The sequence below is a fragment of the Skermania piniformis genome (assembly GCF_019285775.1).
GTDB classification, from domain to species: Bacteria; Actinomycetota; Actinomycetes; order Mycobacteriales; family Mycobacteriaceae; genus Skermania; species Skermania pinensis.
The window spans coordinates 2,895,306-2,917,522 of the sequence record NZ_CP079105.1 but is presented as its reverse complement, the minus strand read 5'-3'; the positions used below and the strand labels follow the sequence as shown (position 1 = coordinate 2,917,522).

At 65.6% G+C, this 22,217-nt stretch carries 16 protein-coding genes; 8 read left to right on the top strand and 8 right to left on the bottom strand.

Annotation, left to right across the window (positions count from 1 at the left end; translation table 11 throughout):
• Positions 1-4: 4 nt before the first annotated feature.
• Positions 5-1,501: an aldehyde dehydrogenase gene (locus tag KV203_RS13530; RefSeq protein WP_066470460.1), complete on the top strand. Its 1,497-nt coding sequence runs from the start codon at positions 5-7 to the stop codon at positions 1,499-1,501.
• On the opposite strand, the gene KV203_RS13525 is transcribed toward KV203_RS13530, so the two are convergent.
• From KV203_RS13525 to KV203_RS13515, 3 genes are read right to left on the bottom strand one after another with little or no spacing between them, the layout of a single operon-like run.
• Positions 1,474-2,124 carry a TetR/AcrR family transcriptional regulator gene (locus KV203_RS13525; RefSeq protein WP_066470461.1) on the bottom strand — a complete coding sequence of 217 codons (651 nt, stop codon included), beginning with the start codon at positions 2,122-2,124 and terminating at the stop codon, positions 1,474-1,476. The genes KV203_RS13530 and KV203_RS13525 overlap by 28 nt on opposite strands.
• A gap of 25 nt (positions 2,125-2,149) precedes the next feature.
• Positions 2,150-3,250 (bottom strand): NAD(P)-dependent alcohol dehydrogenase, encoded by a 1,101-nt coding sequence (locus KV203_RS13520; RefSeq protein ID WP_066470477.1) that lies wholly within the window; start codon positions 3,248-3,250, stop codon positions 2,150-2,152.
• Entirely contained in the window at positions 3,247-4,422 is a 1,176-nt protein-coding gene (locus KV203_RS13515) for an aromatic ring-hydroxylating oxygenase subunit alpha (protein WP_066470483.1), read from the bottom strand. Before KV203_RS13515 ends, KV203_RS13520 begins: the two co-directional genes overlap by 4 nt.
• A gap of 623 nt (positions 4,423-5,045) precedes the next feature.
• On the opposite strand from KV203_RS13515, the gene KV203_RS13510 reads away from it, so the two are divergent.
• Positions 5,046-5,651, top strand: a complete 606-nt coding sequence (locus KV203_RS13510) for a TetR/AcrR family transcriptional regulator (RefSeq protein ID WP_066470490.1) — start codon at positions 5,046-5,048, stop codon at positions 5,649-5,651.
• Between the two features lie 21 nt (positions 5,652-5,672).
• On the opposite strand, the gene KV203_RS13505 is transcribed toward KV203_RS13510, so the two are convergent.
• Entirely contained in the window at positions 5,673-7,631 is a 1,959-nt protein-coding gene (locus KV203_RS13505; protein ID WP_157079804.1) for a winged helix-turn-helix domain-containing protein, read from the bottom strand.
• A gap of 217 nt (positions 7,632-7,848) precedes the next feature.
• Between KV203_RS13505 and KV203_RS13500 the strand changes: the two genes are divergently transcribed.
• The 4 genes from KV203_RS13500 (at position 7,849) to KV203_RS13485 (ending at position 12,035) form a co-directional block, all read left to right on the top strand.
• Positions 7,849-7,995, top strand: a complete 147-nt coding sequence (locus KV203_RS13500; RefSeq protein WP_157079805.1) for a hypothetical protein — start codon at positions 7,849-7,851, stop codon at positions 7,993-7,995.
• A gap of 48 nt (positions 7,996-8,043) precedes the next feature.
• Positions 8,044-10,278, top strand: a complete 2,235-nt coding sequence (locus KV203_RS13495; protein ID WP_066470494.1) for an NADP-dependent isocitrate dehydrogenase — start codon at positions 8,044-8,046, stop codon at positions 10,276-10,278.
• A 387-nt stretch (positions 10,279-10,665) separates the two neighbouring features.
• Positions 10,666-10,950, top strand: a complete 285-nt coding sequence (locus tag KV203_RS13490) for a hypothetical protein (RefSeq protein WP_083530055.1) — start codon at positions 10,666-10,668, stop codon at positions 10,948-10,950.
• Positions 10,951-11,036: 86 nt separating this feature from the next.
• Positions 11,037-12,035 (top strand): DNA-processing protein DprA, encoded by a 999-nt coding sequence (locus KV203_RS13485; RefSeq protein WP_066470496.1) that lies wholly within the window; start codon positions 11,037-11,039, stop codon positions 12,033-12,035.
• Between the two features lie 33 nt (positions 12,036-12,068).
• On the opposite strand, the gene KV203_RS13480 is transcribed toward KV203_RS13485, so the two are convergent.
• Positions 12,069-12,437, bottom strand: coding sequence for a sulfate permease (locus KV203_RS13480; RefSeq protein WP_066470498.1), 369 nt, complete (start codon positions 12,435-12,437; stop codon positions 12,069-12,071).
• 221 nt (positions 12,438-12,658) lie between these two features.
• On the opposite strand from KV203_RS13480, the gene KV203_RS13475 reads away from it, so the two are divergent.
• Positions 12,659-14,713 (top strand): DEAD/DEAH box helicase family protein, encoded by a 2,055-nt coding sequence (locus KV203_RS13475; RefSeq protein WP_066470500.1) that lies wholly within the window; start codon positions 12,659-12,661, stop codon positions 14,711-14,713.
• A gap of 276 nt (positions 14,714-14,989) precedes the next feature.
• On the opposite strand, the gene mobF is transcribed toward KV203_RS13475, so the two are convergent.
• Positions 14,990-18,541 (bottom strand): MobF family relaxase, encoded by a 3,552-nt coding sequence (gene mobF / locus KV203_RS13470; RefSeq protein WP_066470503.1) that lies wholly within the window; start codon positions 18,539-18,541, stop codon positions 14,990-14,992.
• A gap of 289 nt (positions 18,542-18,830) precedes the next feature.
• On the opposite strand from mobF, the gene KV203_RS13465 reads away from it, so the two are divergent.
• Entirely contained in the window at positions 18,831-19,937 is a 1,107-nt protein-coding gene (locus tag KV203_RS13465) for a DNA cytosine methyltransferase (RefSeq protein ID WP_066470506.1), read from the top strand.
• Between the two features lie 331 nt (positions 19,938-20,268).
• Here KV203_RS13465 and KV203_RS13460 read toward each other — a convergent pair whose 3' ends face one another.
• Together KV203_RS13460 and KV203_RS13455 are read right to left on the bottom strand one after the other, a co-directional pair.
• On the bottom strand, positions 20,269-21,042 hold the full coding sequence (locus KV203_RS13460; RefSeq protein ID WP_066470509.1) for a GIY-YIG nuclease family protein: 774 nt from the start codon (positions 21,040-21,042) through the stop codon (positions 20,269-20,271).
• Positions 21,035-22,198, bottom strand: coding sequence for a DNA cytosine methyltransferase (locus KV203_RS13455; protein WP_066470513.1), 1,164 nt, complete (start codon positions 22,196-22,198; stop codon positions 21,035-21,037). Before KV203_RS13455 ends, KV203_RS13460 begins: the two co-directional genes overlap by 8 nt.
• Between the last annotated feature and the right edge of the window lie 19 nt (positions 22,199-22,217).

The following is a 22,217-nucleotide window of genomic DNA, read 5'->3' as shown; positions in this document are numbered from 1 at the left end:
CGCGATGATCACCGTCGATCACGACACGCTGTTCATCGGCGGGAGGTGGGTCGAACCGTCGTCGCAGCAGCGGATCGAGGTTCATTCGCCGGCGACCGAAGCGCGGGTGGGGAGCGTTCCACTCGCTGGCCCGGCCGACGTGGCGGCTGCGGTCGCCGCGGCGCGGACGGCTTTCGACGAGGGCCCGTGGCCAGCGGTCCCGGTGGCGGAGCGGGCGGCGTTGCTGGACCGGGTCCGGCAGCTGCTCGAAGAGCGGAGCGAGCTGTTCCAGCACCTGCTCACGCTGGAGACCGGTCAGCCGCCGGCAATCGTCGACCTGTTGCAGTTCGGCAGCGCGGTCGCGGCCGTGCGATTCTTCGCCGGCGCCGGCGAGACCTTCGGCTGGCGTGAGGTCCGGGATGGGATCTACGGCCGGGTCCTGGTCACCCGGGAGCCGATCGGTGTGGTCGCCGCGATCGTCCCGTGGAACATTCCGCTCTTCGCCGCGGTGAACAAGCTGGCGCCGGCGCTGCTCGCCGGCTGCACCACGGTGCTCAAGCCGGCCGCTGAAACACCCTTGACCGCACAGGCATTGGCTCAGGTGTTTGTCGATGTCGGTCTGCCGGAAGGGGTGCTGTCGGTGGTGCCGGGTGGCGCCGAGACCGGCCGGGCGCTGACCGCCGACCTTCGGGTGGACAAGTTCAGCTTCACCGGCAGCACGGCGGTGGGCCGCGAGATCGGCCGGCTGGCCGCGGACCGGATCAAGCCATGCACGCTCGAACTCGGCGGCAAGTCGGCGGCGATTCTGCTGGACGATGTCGACCTGGCCGCGGTCCTGCCGATGCTGGCGTTCTCCGGCCTGATGAACGCTGGCCAGGCGTGTGTCGGGCAGACTCGAATCCTGGCGCCTCGATCGCGCTACGACGAAATCGTCTCGCGGCTTGCCGATTACGTCGCCGGGTTGCCGGTCGGTGTGCCGGACGATCCGGCGACCGTGATCGGACCGCTGATCTCGGCCGCCCAGCGTGACCGGGTGGAGCGCTACATCGCGACGGGGATCGCCGAGGGAGCGCGGTTGGTCTGCGGTGGTGGCCGACCTGCCGGCCTGGCGCATGGCTACTTCGTCGAACCGACGATCTTCGCCGACGTCGACAACGCGATGACCATTGCTCAGGAGGAGATCTTCGGTCCGGTGCTCTGCGTCATCGGCTATGACGACATCGGTCATGCCAACGACGACGACGCTGTCCGGATCGCCAACGACTCCGGCTACGGCCTGGGTGGCAGCGTCTGGACCACCGACAACGACCGGGCGATGGCTGTAGCGGCCCGGGTCCGGACGGGGACGCTCGCGATCAACATGTACGCCTTCGATCCCGCGGCGCCGTTCGGCGGATACAAGAACTCCGGGATCGGACGGGAGAACGGGTACGAGGGAATCGACGCCTACTGCCAGTCGAAGAGCGTGATGCTGCCGTTCGGCGTCGAGTCGGATCAGGCCGAGTCCGCGACTGTGTCCTGACTCAGCGAGCTCAGCGCGTCGGCCATGACCGGGTAGGTGATCGCCGGCCCGACCCAGCGGGTGAGGAATCGTCGTAGCTCCGCGCCACGCCGTGCCGGCTCGCCAGGATCGGTGATGAACGAGTGCAGAATTCGGAGGCTGAACTCGGCCAACTCGTCGAGCGCGGCGTCGTCGAAACCATATCGGGCCCAGTCCACACCGACACGGTGCAGCATGGCCCGGGCGAAGCTGAGCGCGGTGTCGGAGGTGAGCGACAGCGAGTGCGCGTCGGCGGAATGCCCCCGCAGCAGCAGCTCGAGTTGGTTGTCTGCGCCGAGGGTCTCGATAGTGAAGGCGAGTCCGCCGGTGAGTGCCGCAACCGGGTTCGTTTCGCCGGCCAATCGGTTCGCCATCTGATCGAGAAAGCCATCGGCGGAACGCAACACAGTGGCCATACGCAGCGACTCGGTGCTGGGAAAGTAGCGGTAGACCGTCTGGCGGGTGACCCCGACAGCCCGGGCCACGTCGGCGATCCGCATCGCGGCACCGGACTCGTCGAGGAGTTGCTCGGCCGCATCGAGGATTCGCTCGATCGCCTCCTCATCCGACGACGGGGTATGGCCGGACCAGCCGTGACTACGCACTTGTCGCTTGTCTCATCAAGGGAGACTACAGCTCTGCGAAGGTGAGAACCGATTTGATCACCTCGCCGCGAGCGCAGTCAGCGACCGCGGCATTGATCGCTTCGAGCGGATACCGCCGGATGATCCGATCCATCGGCAGCTTGCCGGTGCGGTACCAGTCGATGAGTTGGGGCAGGAACCGGTGTGGATCGGCATCGCCCTCGATCGATCCACGCACCGTCTTGCCGAGCCCAATCAGCTTGGCGACTTCGATCGGGATGACCGGTTCGCCGAGGCCGACGACGGCCAACGTGCCTCGTGGGGCAAGCGATTCGATGGCGGTCGCGACGACCGTATCGATGCCGGTGGTATCCAGCGCATGCGTCGTACCGTCCCCGGTCGCGGCGCGGATCTGCGTCGCGACATCATCGGCCGCGCCGTCGATCAGTGTCGTTGCGCCGAGTTCACCGGCGACGTGCAGCCGGTCGGCGGAGAGATCGACGGCGATCACGGTGCTGACGCCGAGTGCTCGCGCCGCCATCACCGCCGATATTCCCACCCCACCGACCCCGAAGATCGCTACGGCGGAGTCCGACTCCGGCTGGAGCACGTTGACCACGGCGCCGGCGCCGGTCTGTACTCCGCAGCCGAATGCGGCGATCAGTGTCAGATCGAGGTCCTGGTCCACCACTACGACACTTCGTGCGCTGGCAACCAGATGGGTCGCGAAGCTCGATTGCCCGAAGAACCCGCCCACCACCGGCTGTCCGTCCGTCGTGGTCAGTGGCGAGTTGGCTCCGTAGCGGCCCCCATTGAGCCGCACCCAGTGGTCGCAATAGCCGGGTAGGCCCGCGTCGCACCGCCGGCAGTTGCCGCAGCTGGCGTAGGTCACCAGAACGTGGTCGCCGACTTCGATGCCGGTGACTTCGCTGCCGAGCTGCTCGACGACGCCAGCTGTCTCGTGACCGAGCACGATCGGGAGCTCGGCCGGGAAGTTGTGCTTTGCGGTGAGGTCGGATTGACAGATCCCCGAGGCGACCAGCCGGACGACCACTTCGCCGGCACGCGGCGTGGCCAGGGTGAGCCGCTCGATGGTGAACGGCTCAGCCGCGCCGCGTGCGACCGCGGCGATGATCTCGCGGCTCATAGCCCGGGCGCGATTCCGAGCCTTGCCGACATTATCCGAACCATATGCTGGACGCCGATCTCGTTGCGGCCGAGGATCATGTGGTCGTGCTGGCCGCGGCGGGCGCCCTGTCCGCACTGTGGCAGCATCGCGAAGTCCTCGTCTCGCACCGCGGCGTGTACCTGCGCGAAGATCTCGTCATACATCGCGCGCTGCGCGTCGTCGGTTGCCGGATATCGGGCCATCCAGCTGTGCCGCACCACGCACCGGGTCGCCGAACCCGCGGGCAGGATGTCGATGACTTCCACGCCGACCGGGCTGTTGGCCAGGATCAGGTTCGGATAGATCCAGTAGATGACACCCATCTGCTGGATCGGATCCCAGCGCTCGTCCGGCTCGGTGCCGGCCAGGTCGGTGATCCAAGTGAACGGGAAACCGATCCGGTGGTGCGGGCCGAACTCGTCGTAGACGTGTGTGTTCGGCAGAGTGTTCATTCCGATAACGCTCTGGCCGTGCACGAACGGGAAGTGATAGCCCTCGGCGAATGCTTCCAGAGCCCCCTTCCAACTGACCTCGGATTCCAGCGAGCGCTCGTCGTGATAGCCGTAGTTCTGGTAACTCCACTGCGCCAGTTCGGGTCCCATCGGACCGAGGTGACCGTTGAGGTCCAGCTCGGCGTCCGCGGTCAGCACCGCCCAAACGAAACCGTAGCGTTCCTCACTGGGCAGTTCGACCAAGCCGTAGCGCGACCGGTCCAGCCCGGCGAACCCGTCGCTGCCCGGCACGCCGCGCAGCCGCCCGGTGTTGTCGTAGACCCACGCGTGATACGGGCAGGTGAACCGGCGGGCGCTGCCCGACCCACAGGCGGGCATCGCGCCGCGGTGTCGACAATAGTTGAGTAGGACGTGCGCTTGTCCGTCGCGATCGCGGGTGATCAGCAGTGAGTCACCCAGTACCGATCGCACAACGTAATCGTCGGGTGCGGGGACTTGCGCGCTGGCCAGGACCGGGATGGGGACCCGCCGGAGGATGGTCGACTCCTCCAGCTCGGTGAGTTTGTCGTCCCGGTAGTAGTCGAGCGGGACCGGAAGCGTCGCTGGAGCCATGTCGGTGGTCCTACCCAGTGCCAGGTCGAGGCCCCGGCGAGTCAATCGCTGGTCGAGCGGGGTGGGAGTGTCGGCAGCGGCGGCCATCAGAGGTCCTCCTTGACCGGAGAGGCGATGCACACTTGACCATACACCTGTCCCGTCATGTGTCTGTCCGATCGTCGAAATCCAGGGTATGGCGGTGAGAACGCCGATGCCGCCGAGGCCGGCCGACTGCATGACGTACTCGGTTACCCTGACGTCGTCGACGATGTTGGCCGCGATCATCACCCGCGAAGGTCGCTGCGTAGGCGGTGGCCAGCGCGAGCGTGAACCACTCCGGTTGGTTCGGCTGGGCGGATTCGACCATCGTGGGCCGATGCCGGAGGTCGGATCGATCCGAGGCGGTGCGCGCAGAACCAAGTAGAAGAAGAACGCGTCCCAGGGTGCCCCTGTCAGCACGAACGGGCTGCCCACCTTTGCCGCACAGTGGTTCGATCGGTACCACGAGCAGCCCACCGCTGTGACCCACTGGTAGGCAGCCGAAGCCGAGCGCGTGCGTCGGTCATAGTCCGGCATTCCTCACCATGCATCTTGGCGGCTATGTATGGCCACCTGCTTCTGTGGCGGCTCGCTGGATCCCTCGTCTCGCCCGAGGCGCGGAGGTTGGTCGCCGGCGGGTATAATTTCAATTAGATTAATCTACTTCGCTGGCTCGAGGAGGCTGGGACGTGGCGGTTCGGCCCGGGGGATCGAATCCGACCCGCGCCCGAATTTTGTCTGCCGCGGCGTCGGTGTTGGCTCGACGGGGCTACGCGGGAACTCGGTTGGCTGACATCGCCGAGGCTGCGGGGCTGCGTCCGCCGGCGGTCTATTACTACTTCGCGTCCCGGGACGAGGTCGTTGCCGCGACGATGATCGAAGGGCAACGCCAGCTCCTGAGCTGTGTCGGGACGGCCGTGGCCGATCTCGTTGGTCCAGCTGTGACCTCGCTGGATCGGATCTGCGCGGCTGTCGAGGCGCACCTGCGGGCCGAGCTGGAACTCGCTGACTTCGCCTTCGCTCTGAGCCGCAACATCGGACAACTCCCGCCTGGTATCCGACAGTCGGTTGTGGTGGCCGGTGACGAGTACCACGAGCTGTGGCGCCAGCTCCTCGACGCGGGCGTCGCCGACGGATCGGTGCGAGGTGACCTGGATATTCGTACCGCTCGGATGCTCATTGTTGGAGCGCTCAACATGGCGCCCGAGTGGTGGCCGGGCTCACGCGAGTCGGCGACGGCGCTGGTAGAGACGGCGAAGACGATGGTCCGCGCGGGTCTCGCGGTACCCCGCTGAGCCGGCTGGGTGTGCTGTCAGCTAGGTGATCACCGCCCCGCCTGCGTGGTAGGGCTGGCGAGGACTGGCGGCGGCAAGCGCGGTGAGATACCCGGGGCGGATCCGCTGCCAGCCAGTGACCGGCTGGCCTGATTGGTGTCGTGCCAAGAGTCCGGTGACCACCTCGTGCATCGCCGGGCCCTCGTCGAGGGGCGGTCGGATCAGGCCGTGTTCGGCGCAGGTCGCGACGGTCGCGATGACGTGCGCTTCGGCCGCGTCGCCGCCGTGTCGGGCGAGCGCTTCGCCGAGCAGCAGGTCGGCCGTGAGCCGGGCCCGCGGGCGGTCGTCGCGGGCCACCCGGGTGACCAGCTCGCTCGCTCGGGCGCGGGCGTCCCGGCCCTCGGCGAGGAGCAGCCGCACGGCGTTGGCTTCCTCGCTCTGGGCGGTCACTTCACCGGTGCCACCCGATGGCATAGGTAGGGTCGACGGCGACATCCGGGACGTTAGGGGCATCCCGGAGGTCAGCCTGTACCGAATCCGTTCGCCGACTACCGCGGCCTGCAGCCGCCGGAGTCCCGACGCCGCGGCGACGTCGGCTCCCTCGGCCAACTGCGCCGCCGCCGCGCTCGGGTCCTCGAACGACTTGACCCGCGCTCCGTAGACGTAGACCGCGATCAGGAGATCGACTACGCCGAGATCGCGGACGATCCGGCCGGCGACGTCGAGGAGCCGCCCCGCTGCCGCCAGATCACCCCGCTCGTATCGCAGGACACCGAGCGTCGCACCGGCCAGGGCCGCCGCCGTGGACTGGGGGCCGCTTGTCGCCTGCGCGGTGTCATGCGCTCTTCGCAGGATCGCTTCAGCGGAGTCGACATCCAACTGTTCATACGCGGCAAGGCCTGCGAAGCAGTCGGCGTACATCGTGGACATCGCGCCACCGGCGGTTGCGTCGAAGTGTTCTCGATGACGCCGGGTGGCGGCGAAGTCGAACCGATAGAGCGAAGCGAAGGCCGCCGCGACGCTTGCTACGGGGCGTACCCAGTTGCTGTACGGCTCGCTGTCGTCGGCGAGCGGCTTCGCCACCAGGGCGGCGACATCGTCGGCCCGATCGCGGTAGACCTCAGTCACCGCGCGCAGGACATCGGCCTGGACCCGGATTCGCTCGGCTTCAGCGGGTGGCAGATCCAGCCGGGCCAGGGCGCCGAGCGCGCGGTCGAGTGCGGTGCGGGTCGCATCGGCGCGCCGAAGGATGGTGTTGGCCATCGCAAGCAAGATCTGCAGGCGCGGTCGGGCCAGTCCGGCCGCGGCTGGCAGGGCACCGGCGAGAGCGGCGAACATGGCCATCTGGCCGTTCTCCAGGAGGCTGGTACCGCGATCTTCGACGAGGTCGAGTGCGCCGTCGTCGTCGCCGGCCGCGACCAGATGATCCACGGCCTCCTTGACCATGTCGTGCTCGATGAACCAGGCGGCGGCGCGGTGCCGCAACGCGGGCAGATCCTCTGGGCGGTCTCGGGCGAGCCTGCGGCCGAGGAACTCGGCGAACAGGTGGTGGTACCGATACCAGTCGCCGTTCTCGTCGACACCGCGGAGAAACAGTCCCCGTTGAGCGATTTCCCGCAGCCTCTCCTCGCCACCGCGTGACTCGGTCAGGGCGTCGGCGAGCTCGCCGCTGATTCGTTCCGGCACCGAGGTAGCCATCAGGAAGCGCAGCGTGGCCGGTTCGAGCGCGTCGAGAACATTCTCGGCGAGGAAATCGCCGAGCGCTTGGTGCCGTCCGGTGATCCGAGCGATGAGCGATGTCGGTGCGGTTCCGCCGCCGCGCATCGACAACGAAGCCAGTTGCAGGGCTGCGGCCCAGCCTTCGGTGGATTCGGTCAGTTTCGCCAGATCGTCGGCCGCGAGATCGGGTCCACCGTGAGTGCGAACGAACTCCTGGGCCTCACCGAGGTCAAATCGCAGCTGCTCCTCACCTATTTCTGTCAGCTCATCACGAATCAACATTCGACTCAACGGAAGTCCCCGTCGATCCCGGCTCGTGACGATGAGCTGCAGGTGATGGCAGGCATGTTCGATCAGAAAGGCGAGGCTCGCTACGGTCTCGCTGTTCTCGATGCGATGCCAGTCGTCGACCACTAGCGCGAGACATATTTGTTTGCTGTGGATCTCGTCGATAAGCGTGGCGAGGACATCGTTATCGGAGCCGCCGCCGGACTCCTGGATGACCGCCCTCAGTAGTGCGGCGGAATCGGGCAGCGGGGCGCTGATGGCGTCGACGATGTGTGTGACGAACCAGAGCGGCGTGTTGTCGTCGTGGTCGACGCTCAGCCAGGAGCTCGATCATCCGCACGGGATGCCGTGCGGATGATTAGACTCGGGACGCCAATCCGAGCTGCCCCCGACGTGCGGAGATCCCGTGAGCGCGTATCAGCCCACCATCATCTACACCCTGACCGACGAGGCGCCGCTGCTGGCGACCTACTCGTTCCTGCCCATCGTGCAGACCTTCGCCGACGCGGCGGGGATCAATGTCGAGACCAGCGACATCTCGGTGGCGGCACGGATCCTCGCCGAGTTCCCCGACTATCTGTCCGACGAGCAGCGCATTCCGGACAACCTGGCCGAACTCGGCCGACTGACCCTGCTGCCGGACACGAACATCATCAAGCTCCCCAACATCAGCGCCTCGGTGCCGCAGTTGTTGGCGGCGATCAAGGAGTTGCAGAGCAAGGGCTACCCGCTGCCGAACTATCCGGAGGATCCGCAGACCGACGAGGAGCGCGACGTTCGTGCGCGGTACGCCAGGTGTCTCGGCAGCGCGGTGAATCCGGTTCTGCGCGAGGGTAACTCCGATCGCCGGGCGCCCAAGGCGGTCAAGGAGTACGCGCGCAAGCATCCGCACAGCATGGCGAAATGGTCGATGGCCTCGCGCACCCATGCGGCGCACATGCGTCACGGCGATTTCTACTCCAGCGAAAAGTCGATGACGCTGGATCGGCCGCGGAATGTGCGGATGGAATTGGTCACCGCCACCGGTACCACCGTGTTGAAGGAGCGGGTCGAGCTGCAGGACGCCGAAATCGTCGACAGCATGTTCATGAGCAAGCAGGCGCTGTGCGACTTCTACGAAGAGCAGATGGAAGACGCGCTCGAAACCGGGGTCATGCTCTCGTTGCACGTGAAGGCGACGATGATGAAGGTCTCGCACCCGATCGTCTTCGGCCACGCGGTGAAGGTCTTCTACAAGGACGCGTTCGCCAAGCATCAGGAGGTGTTCGACGAACTCGGGGTGAACGTTAACAACGGCATGGTGGACCTCTACTCCAAGATCGAGGACCTGCCCGGGACGCAGCGTGAGGAGATCATCCGGGATCTGCACGCCTGCCACGAGCACCGCCCCGAGGTCGCGATGGTGGATTCGGCCAAGGGCATCACCAACTTCCACTCGCCCAGTGACGTGATCGTGGACGCCTCGATGCCGTCGATGATCCGCAGCGGGGGCAAGATGTACGGCCCGGACGGCCGGCAGAAGGACACCAAAGCGGTGATGCCCGAGTCGACCTTCTCTCGCATCTACCAAGAGATGATCAACTTCTGCAAGACCAACGGCGCGTTCGACCCGGTCACCATGGGCACGGTGCCGAACGTCGGCCTGATGGCGCAGAAGGCCGAGGAGTACGGGTCGCACGACAAGACGTTCGAGATCCCCGAGGACGGCACCGCGAACATCGTCGACATCGATACCGGCGAGGTGCTGATGTCGCAAGAAGTCCAGACCGGCGACATCTGGCGGATGTGCCTGGTCAAGGACGGCCCGGTGCGCAACTGGGTCGAGCTTGCGGTGAACCGGTCCCGGGAATCGGGGATGCCGGCGCTGTTCTGGCTGGATCCGTACCGGCCGCACGAGAACGAGCTGATCAAGAAGGTTCGGAAGTATCTGAAGGACCACGACACCACCGGTCTGGATATCCAGATCATGTCGCAGGTCCGGGCGATGCGGTACACCCTGGAACGGCTGATCCGGGGACTGGACACGATCGCCGTCACCGGCAATATCCTGCGCGACTACCTCACCGACCTGTTCCCGATCCTGGAACTCGGCACGAGCGCGAAGATGCTGTCGATCGTGCCGCTGATGGCCGGCGGCGGTCTGTACGAGACGGGCGCGGGCGGATCGGCGCCCAAGCATGTCAAGCAGCTGGTCGAGGAAAACCACTTGCGCTGGGACTCGCTGGGGGAGTTCTTGGCGTTGGCGGTCAGCCTGGAAGATCTCGGGCGGAAGACCGACAACGAGCGCGCGTCGATCCTGGCCAGGACGCTCGACGCGGCGACCGGTCGACTCCTCGACGAGGACAAGGGGCCGGCGCGCCGGACCGGCGAACTGGACAACCGAGGCAGCCATTTCTATCTGGCCCTGTACTGGTCGCAAGAGCTGGCAGCGCAGACCGACGACGCCGAATTGGCGGCGCACTTCGCCCCGCTGGCGGCCGCGCTCGCGGACAACGAGGAGACGATCGTCGCCGAACTGGCCGAGGTGCAGGGCGACGCCGTCGATCTCGGCGGCTACTACGCCGCCGACCCGGAGAAGACCGCTGCGGTCATGCGACCGAGCGCGACCTTCAACGCGGCCTTGGCAGGAGCGTCGGCGTAGCTGATCCGTCTCGGTTTCGGTTCGGTCGGGGGCGGCGTCATCGGTGACGCCGCCCCCGCACCGACAGCACCGACACGACGGCCGGACTGCGTCGTCGCTGTCCGGCGACGGATCCCGAAGAACGAGTCCTCGATGCAGAGGTCAATGCATGATCTTGGACAACAACAGTGCCCTACCGGCGTTTCCGCAGGTAGGGCACTGTTTCGTTTGGGGTGCCTAAGTAGCACGTTCGGCAACTCCGCCCCCAAGACAAAAACCCTGGTCAACCGCCTGTTGCGGGGCGTCTACAAGGTGTCCTCACGGCCCCAGAGTAGCGCTCCGAGGGACGATCGGGGGCCTGTTGTAAGGACTATCGAGACGGCTCAAACTTTTCTCACCGCTGCCGAGGTGGACCAGCTCGTCGGCGACTACCTGGCCGGGATGAGCGTCAACTCCCTGGCCGAACGGTATGGCATCCACCGTGCCACCGTGTTCTCCCACCTCCGTCGTCGCAACGTGCCGAGCCGCCGCCCAGGGCTGTGTCTCGACGAGAAGGTGGAGGCTGTACGCCTCGCCCGAGCGGGTGTCTCGATGAGGGCGATCAGTCGTCGGATGGGCGTTGACCGCAAGGGCGTTCGCCTGGCTCTCGTCGAAGCTGGACTGATCGTTGATGAATCGCGCGCACTCGTGTAGCAGACCTGCGACGTGCCTTCGTCGGCAGATTCTCTTTGTCGGGTTCGGCGCACCTTCTCGACAACGAACGCCGAGAGGAACCGACGATGACTGGCCCGAGTGATGCCGCGAACGACGAACGCACCGCGCGCATGGTGTTGTCCATGCTCGTCGAGCCCAACGATCCGGTGACGGGCCGACTGTTGGCTCGGGTCGGGGCGGTGGAGGTGCTCAGGCTTGCTGAGCTCGATGGTGAGGTCAGCGGCCTCAACTCCGTGGATGCGCAGGTCTGGCGCGACCACTTCAACACCTCGGAGGTGCGGAACATCACAGAGCGGCTCGACCACGTTCAGCAGTCGGGAGTCCGAGCGTTGGTTCCCGGAGATGCTCATTGGCCTGCTGCCCTCGACGATCTCGGTGAAGCCGCGCCGTACGTGTTGTGGGTTCGCGGCGCGTCGTCGTTCCTGGCTCGTCCGTTGAGCGACTTCGTGACGATCACAGGGGCACGGGCGTCCACTTCGTACGGGGATCATGTGGCTCGCGAGCTCGCTGCCTCCGTCGCCGCTAGTGAGCGAGTCGTCGTTGCCGGAGGTGCTTACGGGATCGAAGGAGCCGCACATCAGGCTGCTCTCGCCGCGGGCGGCGACACGATCGCCGTCCTCGCCAACGGCGTTGACCGTCCTTATCCCGCTGGGCACCGGGACCTTCTCGACCGCGTAGCCGATGTTGGAGTGCTTGTCAGCGAGGTTCCGCCAGGTGCTGTTCCGACCCGGCATCGCTTCATCGCTCGGGCACGCTTGATGGCGGCACTTTCGTCGGCGACGGTTCTTGTCGAGGCCGGATTCCGCTCGGGCTCGCTGGCGGTGGCGCGTCGCGCCTCGGAGCTTGGCCGAGGAGTGGGAGCGGTTCCGGGGCCGGTGACGAGCGCAGCGAGTGCGGGACCGCACAGCCTGTTGCAGACCGGCGTGGCGTCGCTGGTGACCGATGGGGCGGACCTTGCGAACCTCGTGGAACGCGAGGGCTCGCGTCATGCGGCGATATTGCGAGCCGGTATTGCCGGGGATCAAGTTCGTCGGCCTGCCTCCGAGCCCGCGCGGACTCTATAGGAGCCGCACGTTTCGGAAGGCTGGTGCCGGAGGTCAGCGTCCGCTGCGAGCAAGTTCGGGCCGAGCTGGCGCGTCGTCACTCTCGCACTGACGCTGTGCGCGACGTTCACGGATGCGAGCCTTGACGAGCAGCACGACGCTCACGGGGCCGAAGAGCGCCATCTTGATGGAGCTCCACAGGCAGACCAGCACGATGAGGTGCAGCCACCCTGGGCCACCACGGTCGATGATGGTGGTACACCAGTAGGCGACAACCAGGTAGGGCGCGGCAAGCAGCATCGCGGGGAGTCCCCACTTGAGTCCCCGCCTTGTGCGGAGCAGATCAAGGACGACGTTGCTCGGCATGTAGCGCCGGAGGAAGTATCGGACCTCGACGCTCGCAGTCCACAGTAGGCGGATCATGATGGGCTCCTCTCGACACGCGCCTGCTTCGTCGAGACGGTGCGTGGAGAGTGACCCGAGGGTCTGCCGTGAACGGCCCAAAGGTAAGGAGAAATCCGCCTCAACCTCAAGACTACGCCGAGATGTGAGGGCATGGAAGGCCCGCCTGCGCCTCACTAGCGAACCTGACACGCGTCGACAAGGTTGAACAATGTTGAATAGACTTGTGGTAACCTCCGGTCATGACCGATCAGTACGACGATTACCTCACCATCGCCCAGGCCGCTGCCTACGTGGGGGTGTCTCCGGCCACCCTGCGGCGGTGGGACGCAGGAGGAAGGCTCACTGCGGCACGACGGCCGGGGAGTCAGTACCGCTACTATCGGATCGCTGACCTAGAGCCGTTCCGGCTTGAGTACGGTGTCGCGGACAAAGCTAAGGACGTGGTCGGCGGATTCTTCGAAGCAGCCAGTCCACACATCGTGGGAAATCCTCATCTGAGGGAGCCACAGAAGGAAGCTCACGAAGCCACCTTGGTGCACTTCGCGACTAACTCGACTCCGGCAATCATCCAACTGCCGGTCGGCTGCGGAAAGACTGGCGTCGCGGCAATTCTGCCCTTTGGGCTATCCCACAAGCGGACGCTAGTGATCGCGCCGAATACGACGATCCGCGAGGGTCTCTACGCTGACCTAAACATCTCGAATGCGTCGTGCTTCTGGAAGAAGGCCGGCGTGCTCGACTCGTTCACAGCGGGCCCCTACACCGCTTTGGTGGATGGCCCGAAGGCCAACATGGACGACTGCGTCAACAGCCACATCGTGGTCGCCAATATCCAGCAACTGGCCAGCAGCGCCGACCGCTGGTTGTCGCAGTTCCCGAGCGACTTCTTCGATCTCGTCGTCATCGACGAAGGTCACCACGTTGCCGCGGAGAGCTGGCAGAAAGTTGTTCGAGCCTTCCCGAGTGCCCGGTTTGTGAGCCTAACCGCCACGCCATTTCGTGCTGACAATAAGGACCTGCTCGGCGAACTGGTCTACCGTTACCCGTTCGCGCGGGCGATGCTCAACGGATACATCAAGCACATCGTCTCGGCGTCGGCACATCCGGCGGAAATCACGTTCACTGCCCGAGGCGAGACGGACACCTACACGCTGGACCAGATTCTCGATCTGAAGGAGGAGGCGTGGTTCCGTCGCGGAGTAGCGCTTTCGGACGAATGCAACCGTCACATCGCAGAGAAGGCGGTCGAGAAGCTCCAGTCCCTCCGGGCAGCGACTGGATTCCCTCACCAGATCGCAGCGTCAGCGATGTCGATCGACCACGCGGACCAAGTGCGCGCAATCTTCCAAGAGATGGGGCTACAGGCTGAAACCATCCACAGCAACCTCGCTGACGACCGGAAGGCCGCGGTGCTGGCGAAGCTCCGCAACAACCAGATCGACGTCATCGTGCAGGTGGCGATGCTCGGTGAGGGGTTCGATCATCCGCCGCTGAGTGTGGCGGCCATCTTCCGCCCCTACCGGTCGCTGTCGCCCTACATTCAGTTTGTGGGCCGTGTGATGCGCACCATCGACCTCAACGATCCGAACAGTCCTAACAACCAGGGTTTCGTGGTATCCCATGTCGGTCTGAACAATGAAGAGCAGTGGGACGAGTTCCGCGACCTCGACGCACAGGATCAGCAGATCGTCAGGGGGTGGGCTAGAGGAGAGGGAGCAGACTCGACCGGACGAAGCAACAGCGGTCCCGATCAAGTCGCGCAACGCTTCGACGACCCTGTGGCACAGGATGAACGCCTCAGTCACTTTCTTAGCCGTTCGTTCCTGGACCCCGATGATGATCGGGTCATTGAAGAGATGCTGGACACTCCTGGTCCGGGTGGGTTCACCTACCGGGCTCTTGGGATCACAGCGGACGTGCTCCGGGCGCAGTTGACTCACCGCAAGGAGCACGAGGAGGAACCTGCCGACTCGATGCCTGTCCAGCCGCAGGTCAAGCGTCAGACGCTGCGCAGCCGCCTCGATAGCCGCTCGAAGTCGATCCACCAGCGCATACTCACTGACCTCGGTCTTGCCCGCGCTGGCTTCAACATCAGCCGATCCGTCAATGGTGTACGCGGCAACAACGCAGACGCTCTTTACGCCGTGTTGAACCGCGAGATCAACACGTTCGCGGGGCAGGGCAAGAAGAGTCGAGACAAGTGGACCCTCGACCAGTTGCAGGCCGCTTATGACTCGCTGGACGAGATCGGAGACCAGGTGGCAGCCACGATCCGAGAAGCGATCAAGGAGTAGACCAATGCCAGCAGTAAAGAACATCCTGAAGCACGTCAGCGCGGAGACGGCAGGAAAGCAACGCCGATGCTACCGACAACGACGCCACGTGATATCAAAAGGCGACCCGTGCCTCGTAGTTCAGGACGGGACGCAGAGCCAGACAACCTACTGCGCTGTTTGTGCGGCGGAAATCCTCTCCAAAGCTGACGACGCGCTCACCGGTCTGCATGCCCACTTCAATCGGGCCAGCGAGGCGCGCGACGTGAGCTGAATCCGGCGCGTCCGATATCTCATTCAGAGCGACCGTCCGTGATGGTGTCCGCTCGTGGGTTGGGTGACGGAATGGACGCCAGCGGCGATGTCTCGGGCCCGGCTTTCGGCAGCGCGGGCACGGGCGGCGTCGATCTTCTGCGCCTCGGAGGCGGGTGGTGCTCCGAGCGGGGTGTCGCCGGTGATGCGGTAGCGGTCGCGGTAGGCGGCGACTACTCGTGCGGTTTTCCGCCAGGTCGCGGCGCGGCGGAGGCTCCTGGGCGGTGTGCCGAGTGCTTTCGTCCAGGGTGCGTGGTCGATGAGGGCACCGTCGAGGACGGCGTCGGCGCGGGCTTCGATGAGTGCTTCTCGTTCGTTGAGCGCGGCGCGCATCTCGGTGTCCTGCACGCCGTCCGCGTGTGGGAGAAGTCCGGCGATGAGTCGCGGTGCTTGGCGGGCTCGTCCTGATCCGGCGGGGCGCGTGGTGGCATGGGCGACTCGGTAGTGGAGGACGGCGGCGATGTCGTCGGCGTCGTTGAGTCCACGTGCGGCGATGAGGCGTGGGAGCAGGGTCTCGATGTCGTGGTGGTTGGCTTCGGCGCGGCGGAGCTCGACCGTGAGTGGCCCGAAGGCTTCTGACTCGACCGCCGTTTGTGCTTGTTCTTCGGTGAGGCCGGATGCGCGCACGAGGGAGGCCCATCGGTCGTGTTGTGCTGCGGCGGCGATGGTCTCGTACTCGGCGGCGAGCTGCGCGATCGAGCCCCACTGTTCCTGTTCAGCGGTGATCGTCTCGTACGCTGAGAGTTCCGCGCCGACGTGCTGGAGCACTCCCGTCAGGACGCTGCGACTGGACGCGTTCGGGTCGTCGCCGGGGTGTGGCTGTTGGTGGTCGTCGGCGCGGTCGAGGATCACGTAGGCGTGGTTCGCTGCACGGCCTCGGGTCATGGAGACGTAGAAGTTCTCCCTCGTCGCGGTCGGCTCGACCAGGACATGTGCGGTGTCGGTGGTGACGCCTTGGGCTCGGTGCGCGGTGACGGCGTATCCGAGATCGACATGCTCAGCGACGTACGCGGCGGGCAGCAAGATCGCGCCGCCGTAGGAGCGGCCCGGTCTGCGGATGGTGAGGCTTCCGTCGCCTCGCACGTCCGTGATGGTCCAGATGTCACCGTTGCGCACCCAGTCGTTCCCGTTGCTGGCCGTGATCTTCCGGTCGTTGCGGCGGGTGATGACGGTATCCCCGACACCGGCGTGGGTTCCGTCGTGCAGCTCGACCTCCCTGTCCTGGGTGAGGGTCCCGTCGACGAGCAGGTCAGCTCGGGCGCGCTCGTTTAGCGCGGTCACTTGTTCGCGGGTCTCGGCGACGAGGACGGTGATGCGTCCGGCGTCTCGGTCGGCCCGCCATGCCGTGTAGGCGGCGTCGGTCATGGTCTCGGTGTCGCCGTCCTGGATGCGGCCGTGCGCGAGGTAGGTGTCGATCGCCGAGGTGTGGCCGTGACGGAGGTCGAGGGAGGCGAGCTTCTCCCAGGGGTTGCGGAAGCGGTGGACGTCGATGAGTTCGACGGTGTCGGTGCGGTCGTGGGCGAGCATAGAGAACGCGCCCCCGGCATCTACCGACTGGAGTTGGGCGTAGTCACCGATCAGCAGAACCTTCGACCCCGCCTTCTGGGCGAGGCCGGTGATCCGGTCCAGCGACAGAGTGCCGGCGAGGGAGGCTTCGTCAACGACGACCAACTGGCCAGCGGTGAAGTTGAGTCCTTTGGTGAGGTGGTTCTGCCACCACATCGCGGTGTTCTCGGTCTCGATCCCGAGATCGTCGGCGAGGACCTGCGCGGCCACCGCGGACGGGGCGAGCCCGACCACGGAGCCTTTGCCGTGCTCGGCCTCCCATGCACGGCGGAGCGCGTTCATGGCGGTGGTCTTGCCCGCCCCAGCCGGGCCAACGAGCACATCGAGGGTCCGCCCCGACACTGCGATCCGTGTCAACGCTTCGGCCTGACCCTCACCCAGCACCAGACCGTCGGCATCGGGCTTGCGGGCGATCTTCTCGACGGTCGCGAGGGAGACAGTGGGGCCGGTGAGGTCGCGGGAGCGTTCGAGGAGCCGGTCTTCCGCCAGCAGTTGGACCTCGGAGGTGAAGATCGCCGAGTTGACCGGCCGGAACACCGACGTGCCATCATCGCGCCGGAACACCGCGGGCGAGAGTGAGAGCTCGGGTGGTGTGAGTCGCAGGGATGCGAGCTGGGCGGCGTCGGTGACCATCGCGATCACCGATTCGCGGTCGTTCATGGTGGCGAAGCGCCACCCCATCGTCTGCCGGGCTGATTCGGCCATGAGGTTCCACCGGCGCCAGGTCGAACGCTTCTCGCCGACCGTCTCGACGACAGAGCGACCGATGTCGCGGATCACGTCGAGGGGGATGTCGTCGGCCCGCAGCAGCAAGGGGCGGTCGTTGTCGGTGGCGTCCATCGCCCACCTCGTCGCGTCGCTGCCGAGGATCGCGGTGGCTCGAGTTCGCCACTCCTCAGTCAGGGCAGCCAGGGACCGGACCTTCTTGTCTGGTCGCGTGGAGAGCGTCGCCTGCGCGCGGAGCTTCAAGATCGTCGCATTCGACGGTTGGCGGCCGTGCGCAGCGACGTACTCGTCGATCAACCGGTTCTTCTCAGCGTCGATGTGGCGCGCGCGGCTGGAGAACTCCGTCACCAGCGACTCAGGGACAGCCGTGATCGCCCAGGCTGGGTTGCGGTCGCGGCCCATGTCGCGGGCCTCCCATTCCACGCCGAAGATGCGGGTCATGTGGTCAGCGAACACCGCCTCGTGCAGCTCCGAGAGGGCGACGACGGCAGCGTGCATCGGCCTGCCGTCCAGTGAGCGCCACTTCCCGTCGAGCTTGGTCTTGGCCTTGTTGCTGATGACGACGTGCGTGTGGAGGTGGGGGTCACCTGAGCGGGAGTCGAAGTGATCGAAGGCGGTCGCGATCAGCCCCTCGACCTGGACCTGTGCAACGGCCCCGTCGCCTGCGGTTGCGCCGGTGCGGGTGGCCGCAACCTCTCGTTCCATGAGTGCAACCACCTCCGCAACCGCCCGGTGGTGCGCGGCCCCGATCATCGCCTGCACCCCGGCGTCGGCGACTGCCCAGAGCACGCTTGCGGACTTCGGTATCGAGAACGTGAAGTCGAATCCCGCCACCGCTCGACGTCCGGCCCGTGTGTTCTCCTCGGCCACGATCAGAGCGACAGCTTCGCCCTTCGCGCCAGGCATCAGCGTGGCGTCGAGCTTCGCGATTCGGGCCTCGATCCGCTGCTCTGTCGTCTTGAAAGCCGGGAATGCGAGCCCGAGTTGCTTGCCGGTGATCGGATCGCAGCCCGAGCCCATGAGGAGCTGGAGTTGGTCTTCTGAGACGCAGTCGCCGACGACGAGCTCGCCCTTGCCGAGCGAAGCAACGCCTTTGCCGAGCCATCGGCCCGGTGGGGTGCCTTCCTCGATGAAGTAGCGGGTCAGCGGCGTCGATAGCGGACGGTCGCCGTCGGCGGCCGCGACGGTCTTCAGCAGGTATTTGTAGCCATCGCCCGCGCTCATCACGCGCATCGAAACCGTCATCGCTGCCTCCCGTCCTGACGAGCAGGTGAGCACCAGAAAACCGCTCCCGCACGCCCCAGTCCGGGGGTCTGTTCCTTGACCTGCAAGACGCGTGTCCTCTCAGTGGGTGGGTCGGAGAGACGAGCGGCCGGCGTGGTCGTCGAGGGCGAGTTGAGCATGTCGAGTGACGGCGAGGGCCGGGGTCGATGCGGACGGCGGAGCGTGGCGTGGTCGTGCACCTGACAGGTGACCAGCCCGGCATCAGAACTCGAAGACCTGGGGTCGGGGTCGCCCGTCACTCGGAGCCCTCATGCATGACCGGGAAGACCAGTCGCCGCGACTCAAGATCGGGTCGCTGTTCAGCGGATACGGTGGCCTCGACCTCGCTGTCGAGCACGTCTTCGACGCCGAAACCGTGTGGTTCTCCGAACTCAACGAACCCGTCGCCCGCGTCTTCTCACGCCACTGGCCCGGCGTCCCGAACCTCGGCGACATCACCGCCATCAACCGGCACGAGGTCGAGCCCGTGGACATCCTCATCGGCGGGTTCCCCTGCCAAGACGTATCGACCGTCGGCAAGCGCGCAGGCCTCGCACCCGGCACCCGCTCCGGCCTCTGGGCGCACATGGCAGAAGCCATCGACGCACTCCAACCCGAATGGGTCGTCATCGAGAACGTTCGAGGGCTGCTGTCCTCACCAGCAACGCGACCACCAGCAGAAGGAGACCACCGTGACCTACGCAACCCCGGCGATGCAACCCCCGACGATGCAACCCTTCGCGAGCTGGAACCCGACCCGTGGCATCTGGGAGACAACGCAGCTCGACCTCTACGGGCTCACGGTGCCGTTCTCGGCGATCTGGCCGACCTGCGGCTGGATGCACGATGGATCGGCCTACCGGCTTCCCTTGTCGGCGCTCCTCACCACCGACTCCGCATCTTCATCCTCGCCCACCGCACGCTTCCGTACCCCGCTCGCGACCGACTCCACGCGGGGCGGCGAGACGCTCGAACAGGTGCGAGCCAGGCGAGGGACGATCGCGCTATCGCACCAGATCATCGACTTCGCGCTCCACGGACCGCATGGCTCACCGAGCAAGAGGCGCGAGTCGGAGACGCTGTGGTCGCTGATCGACGGACTGTTCAACGCTGGGGACGCTACGCCGACGCCATCACCCGCTGGGAACACATCACCGGACGACCAGCACCCGCACCCGCACTCCTGAACGACGCCGACGGACCCCGCCCAGCACCAGCGTTCGTCGAATGGCTCATGGGTCTACCGACCGGATGGGTCACCGACACTGGCGAGCTGACGACCAACCAGCAGATCACCGCACTCGGCAACGGTGTGCTGCCACTCCAGGCATCCACGGCGCTTTGTTCACTGATTGGTACGACGCGCCGGGAGGCATAAGCGGCAAGCTCCGGCGCCCTACGGTGATGGTCCCGTATTCTGGTTGCGTGAGCAGCCGAAGTGGACCGCTGCCAGACGATGACCCGCGTCACGGCACCGCGAATGGCTACGGGAACCTCGGGTGTCGATGTGCAGAGTGCCGGGCCGCTCACGCCGCTAACCATGCGGCCTACATGAAGCGCCAGCGGGAGGCAGGGCGCGTCATCGGGAGTCATGGCTCCAGCGTTGCCTACGATACGGGCTGTCGCTGTGACAAGTGCAGGTTGGCCCACAACGCGCGTTCGGTCGAGAAGAAGCGTCGAATACGCGCGCGGAAGCGGGCTGACGGCGACTAGTCGGACTCGTTCTCGTCCGAGAACTCGGCCATAACGTTGCCGACGAGTGCAGGTACGTCGATTGCATCAGGCGTGGGGCGCACACGGCCTTCTGCGTAGGCGAGACGCGCCGCCGCGAGGTCCGCCAGTCGAACTGCCTGAATCACAATGACGCGCCGAAGTCCAGCCGAAACTTCACCGCGCTCATGAGCGACGGCTGCAACTCTGGCGAGTGTCTCGGCCCTACGCGCAATGCGGACGTCGGGATGCTCTCGATCTTCACGCATGTCCGGGGGTATGAGGCCGAAACGGTATGACGCGGGCAAGGCGACGGGCGTTGAGACAGGAGGGATCTTCTCGTTGAGGATGGCCTGGTACTTCGAGTTCTTGATCGCGTTCACATAGACCGAGTACTCGATAGCATCGAGTTTCGGCTTCTTGTCAGGGTCGGTCCTGAGGTCCTCGACGGGGTACAACTCCACGTCGGCGACCTCAAATGGGTCGAGGATGCGGTATGCGAGAGTGTCGGAGCGCTGACCGCGGAGATGTCGCCCGATCCGCGTGCCGAAGTCTTCCCACGTCTGCCCGACGTAGATCGGCTCGCCGTCGTAGTCGTAGAAGGCGTACACGCCGATACACTTGTTGAGCTTCTTGCCGCTCGCTGGGTCGACCGTGTCGAGCGCCTCCGTGAGTAGTTCGCGAAAACCTTGCACGAAGCGGGTTGGCATCGACTTCTTCGTCGGAGGCCTCTTGTCGGGTTCGTTGTAGCTTGCGATGCCCCTGCTACCCATTGACGGCTGCCTCCTTGACCGACTCTCCGGGTGCCATCTGGCCGCGCACGAGGGGCATCAGATAGTTCTCTGCAAGCCAGGACACCGCAGGTACGGCCACAGCGTCGCCGAAGCCAAAGAGTGCCTGGTTGGTGCGCGCCTTGCTCAGGTCGTAGTCGTCCGCACCCATAAGGCGTGCGTATTCACGGGGTGTCATCCAGCGAACCTGTAGGCGCTTGTTTCCAAGCCGCACTACGGCCTGCTTGGATGAGCCGCCGCGGGCAGTGCGCAGGCATCCGGAAACGTCGTCTGGGCGGACCTCCCATACCGCGACGCCGTTGCGCGTGCGACGGTACGCCGTCCGGTACTTGACCCCACTACCTCGCTTCAACTCTGCGAGCCGCTCGGATTGAGTCGAGGAAAGAGAGGAGACGAATGCACTAGTTCGAGCGCTGTCCCACCAGCGCTCGTCCGTCAAAGGCATGTCTTCGATGACGCGACCGAGCCCCTGTGTCTTCGGGGCAGGCGGTGTTGGGACCTGAGCGCGATGGGTTCTCAGCGACTCGTCGCCAAAGACCCATTGAAGCCAGTCGGGTCGCAGTTCAGAGTTGGGCTCAGGAACGTCAGCGGGTGGGTTCTTGGCTCCAACCAAGAATAGGCGAGGTCGAGATTGAGGGAGGAATCTCCTGGCATCTATTGACAGCACATCAACCGAGTAGTCGAGTTCGTTGAAGGCGCGGATTGCTGCTGTTAGATCATCGCCACCATGCGAAGTGGCGAGACCAACGACGTTCTCCAGCACGACCACCGGTGGACGATCGTCTTCGAGCTCTTTGAGAAGGCGCACGAAGTGCCAGAACGTCCCGGATTGCGCGCCCGCAAGGCCCGCCCGGGAACCTGCAAGCGAGAGATCGGTGCAGGGGGACGATGCCCAGGCGAGTGCAGCGTCTCGTGGCAGATCAGCGGCCGGAACCTTGCCGATGTCGCCGAGCGAGAAGGTGTGGCCGACGGACTCGCCAAACTGCGCGTCGTACATCGCCTTCTTGTCGGGCTCGTAGTCGTTTGCCCAGGCGACTCGGAACCCCGCCGCTTCCAGCCCCATGCGAGCGAGGCCGATCCCAGCGAAGAACTCCAGCACGCGTGGCCGGGCAGCGTCGATCGGCGTCACGTTTCCCATACGAGCATCCTAGGGGCGC

Bases quoted from the DNA above. Each gene is read 5' to 3' on its own strand.
- KV203_RS13500 (WP_157079805.1), top strand. From the start codon at position 7,849: ATGACCGCCCTCAGTAGTGCGGCGGAATCGGGCAGCGGGGCGCTGATG.
- KV203_RS13530 (WP_066470460.1), top strand. From the start codon at position 5: ATGATCACCGTCGATCACGACACGCTGTTCATCGGCGGGAGGTGGGTC.
- mobF (WP_066470503.1), bottom strand. From the start codon at position 18,541: ATGACGGTTTCGATGCGCGTGATGAGCGCGGGCGATGGCTACAAATAC.
- KV203_RS13520 (WP_066470477.1), bottom strand. From the start codon at position 3,250: ATGAGCCGCGAGATCATCGCCGCGGTCGCACGCGGCGCGGCTGAGCCG.
- KV203_RS13475 (WP_066470500.1), top strand. From the start codon at position 12,659: ATGACCGATCAGTACGACGATTACCTCACCATCGCCCAGGCCGCTGCC.
- KV203_RS13485 (WP_066470496.1), top strand. From the start codon at position 11,037: ATGACTGGCCCGAGTGATGCCGCGAACGACGAACGCACCGCGCGCATG.
- KV203_RS13515 (WP_066470483.1), bottom strand. From the start codon at position 4,422: ATGGCCGCCGCTGCCGACACTCCCACCCCGCTCGACCAGCGATTGACT.
- KV203_RS13460 (WP_066470509.1), bottom strand. From the start codon at position 21,042: ATGGGTAGCAGGGGCATCGCAAGCTACAACGAACCCGACAAGAGGCCT.
- KV203_RS13455 (WP_066470513.1), bottom strand. From the start codon at position 22,198: ATGGGAAACGTGACGCCGATCGACGCTGCCCGGCCACGCGTGCTGGAG.
- KV203_RS13505 (WP_157079804.1), bottom strand. From the start codon at position 7,631: ATGTTGATTCGTGATGAGCTGACAGAAATAGGTGAGGAGCAGCTGCGA.
- KV203_RS13480 (WP_066470498.1), bottom strand. From the start codon at position 12,437: ATGATCCGCCTACTGTGGACTGCGAGCGTCGAGGTCCGATACTTCCTC.
- KV203_RS13465 (WP_066470506.1), top strand. From the start codon at position 18,831: ATGCATGACCGGGAAGACCAGTCGCCGCGACTCAAGATCGGGTCGCTG.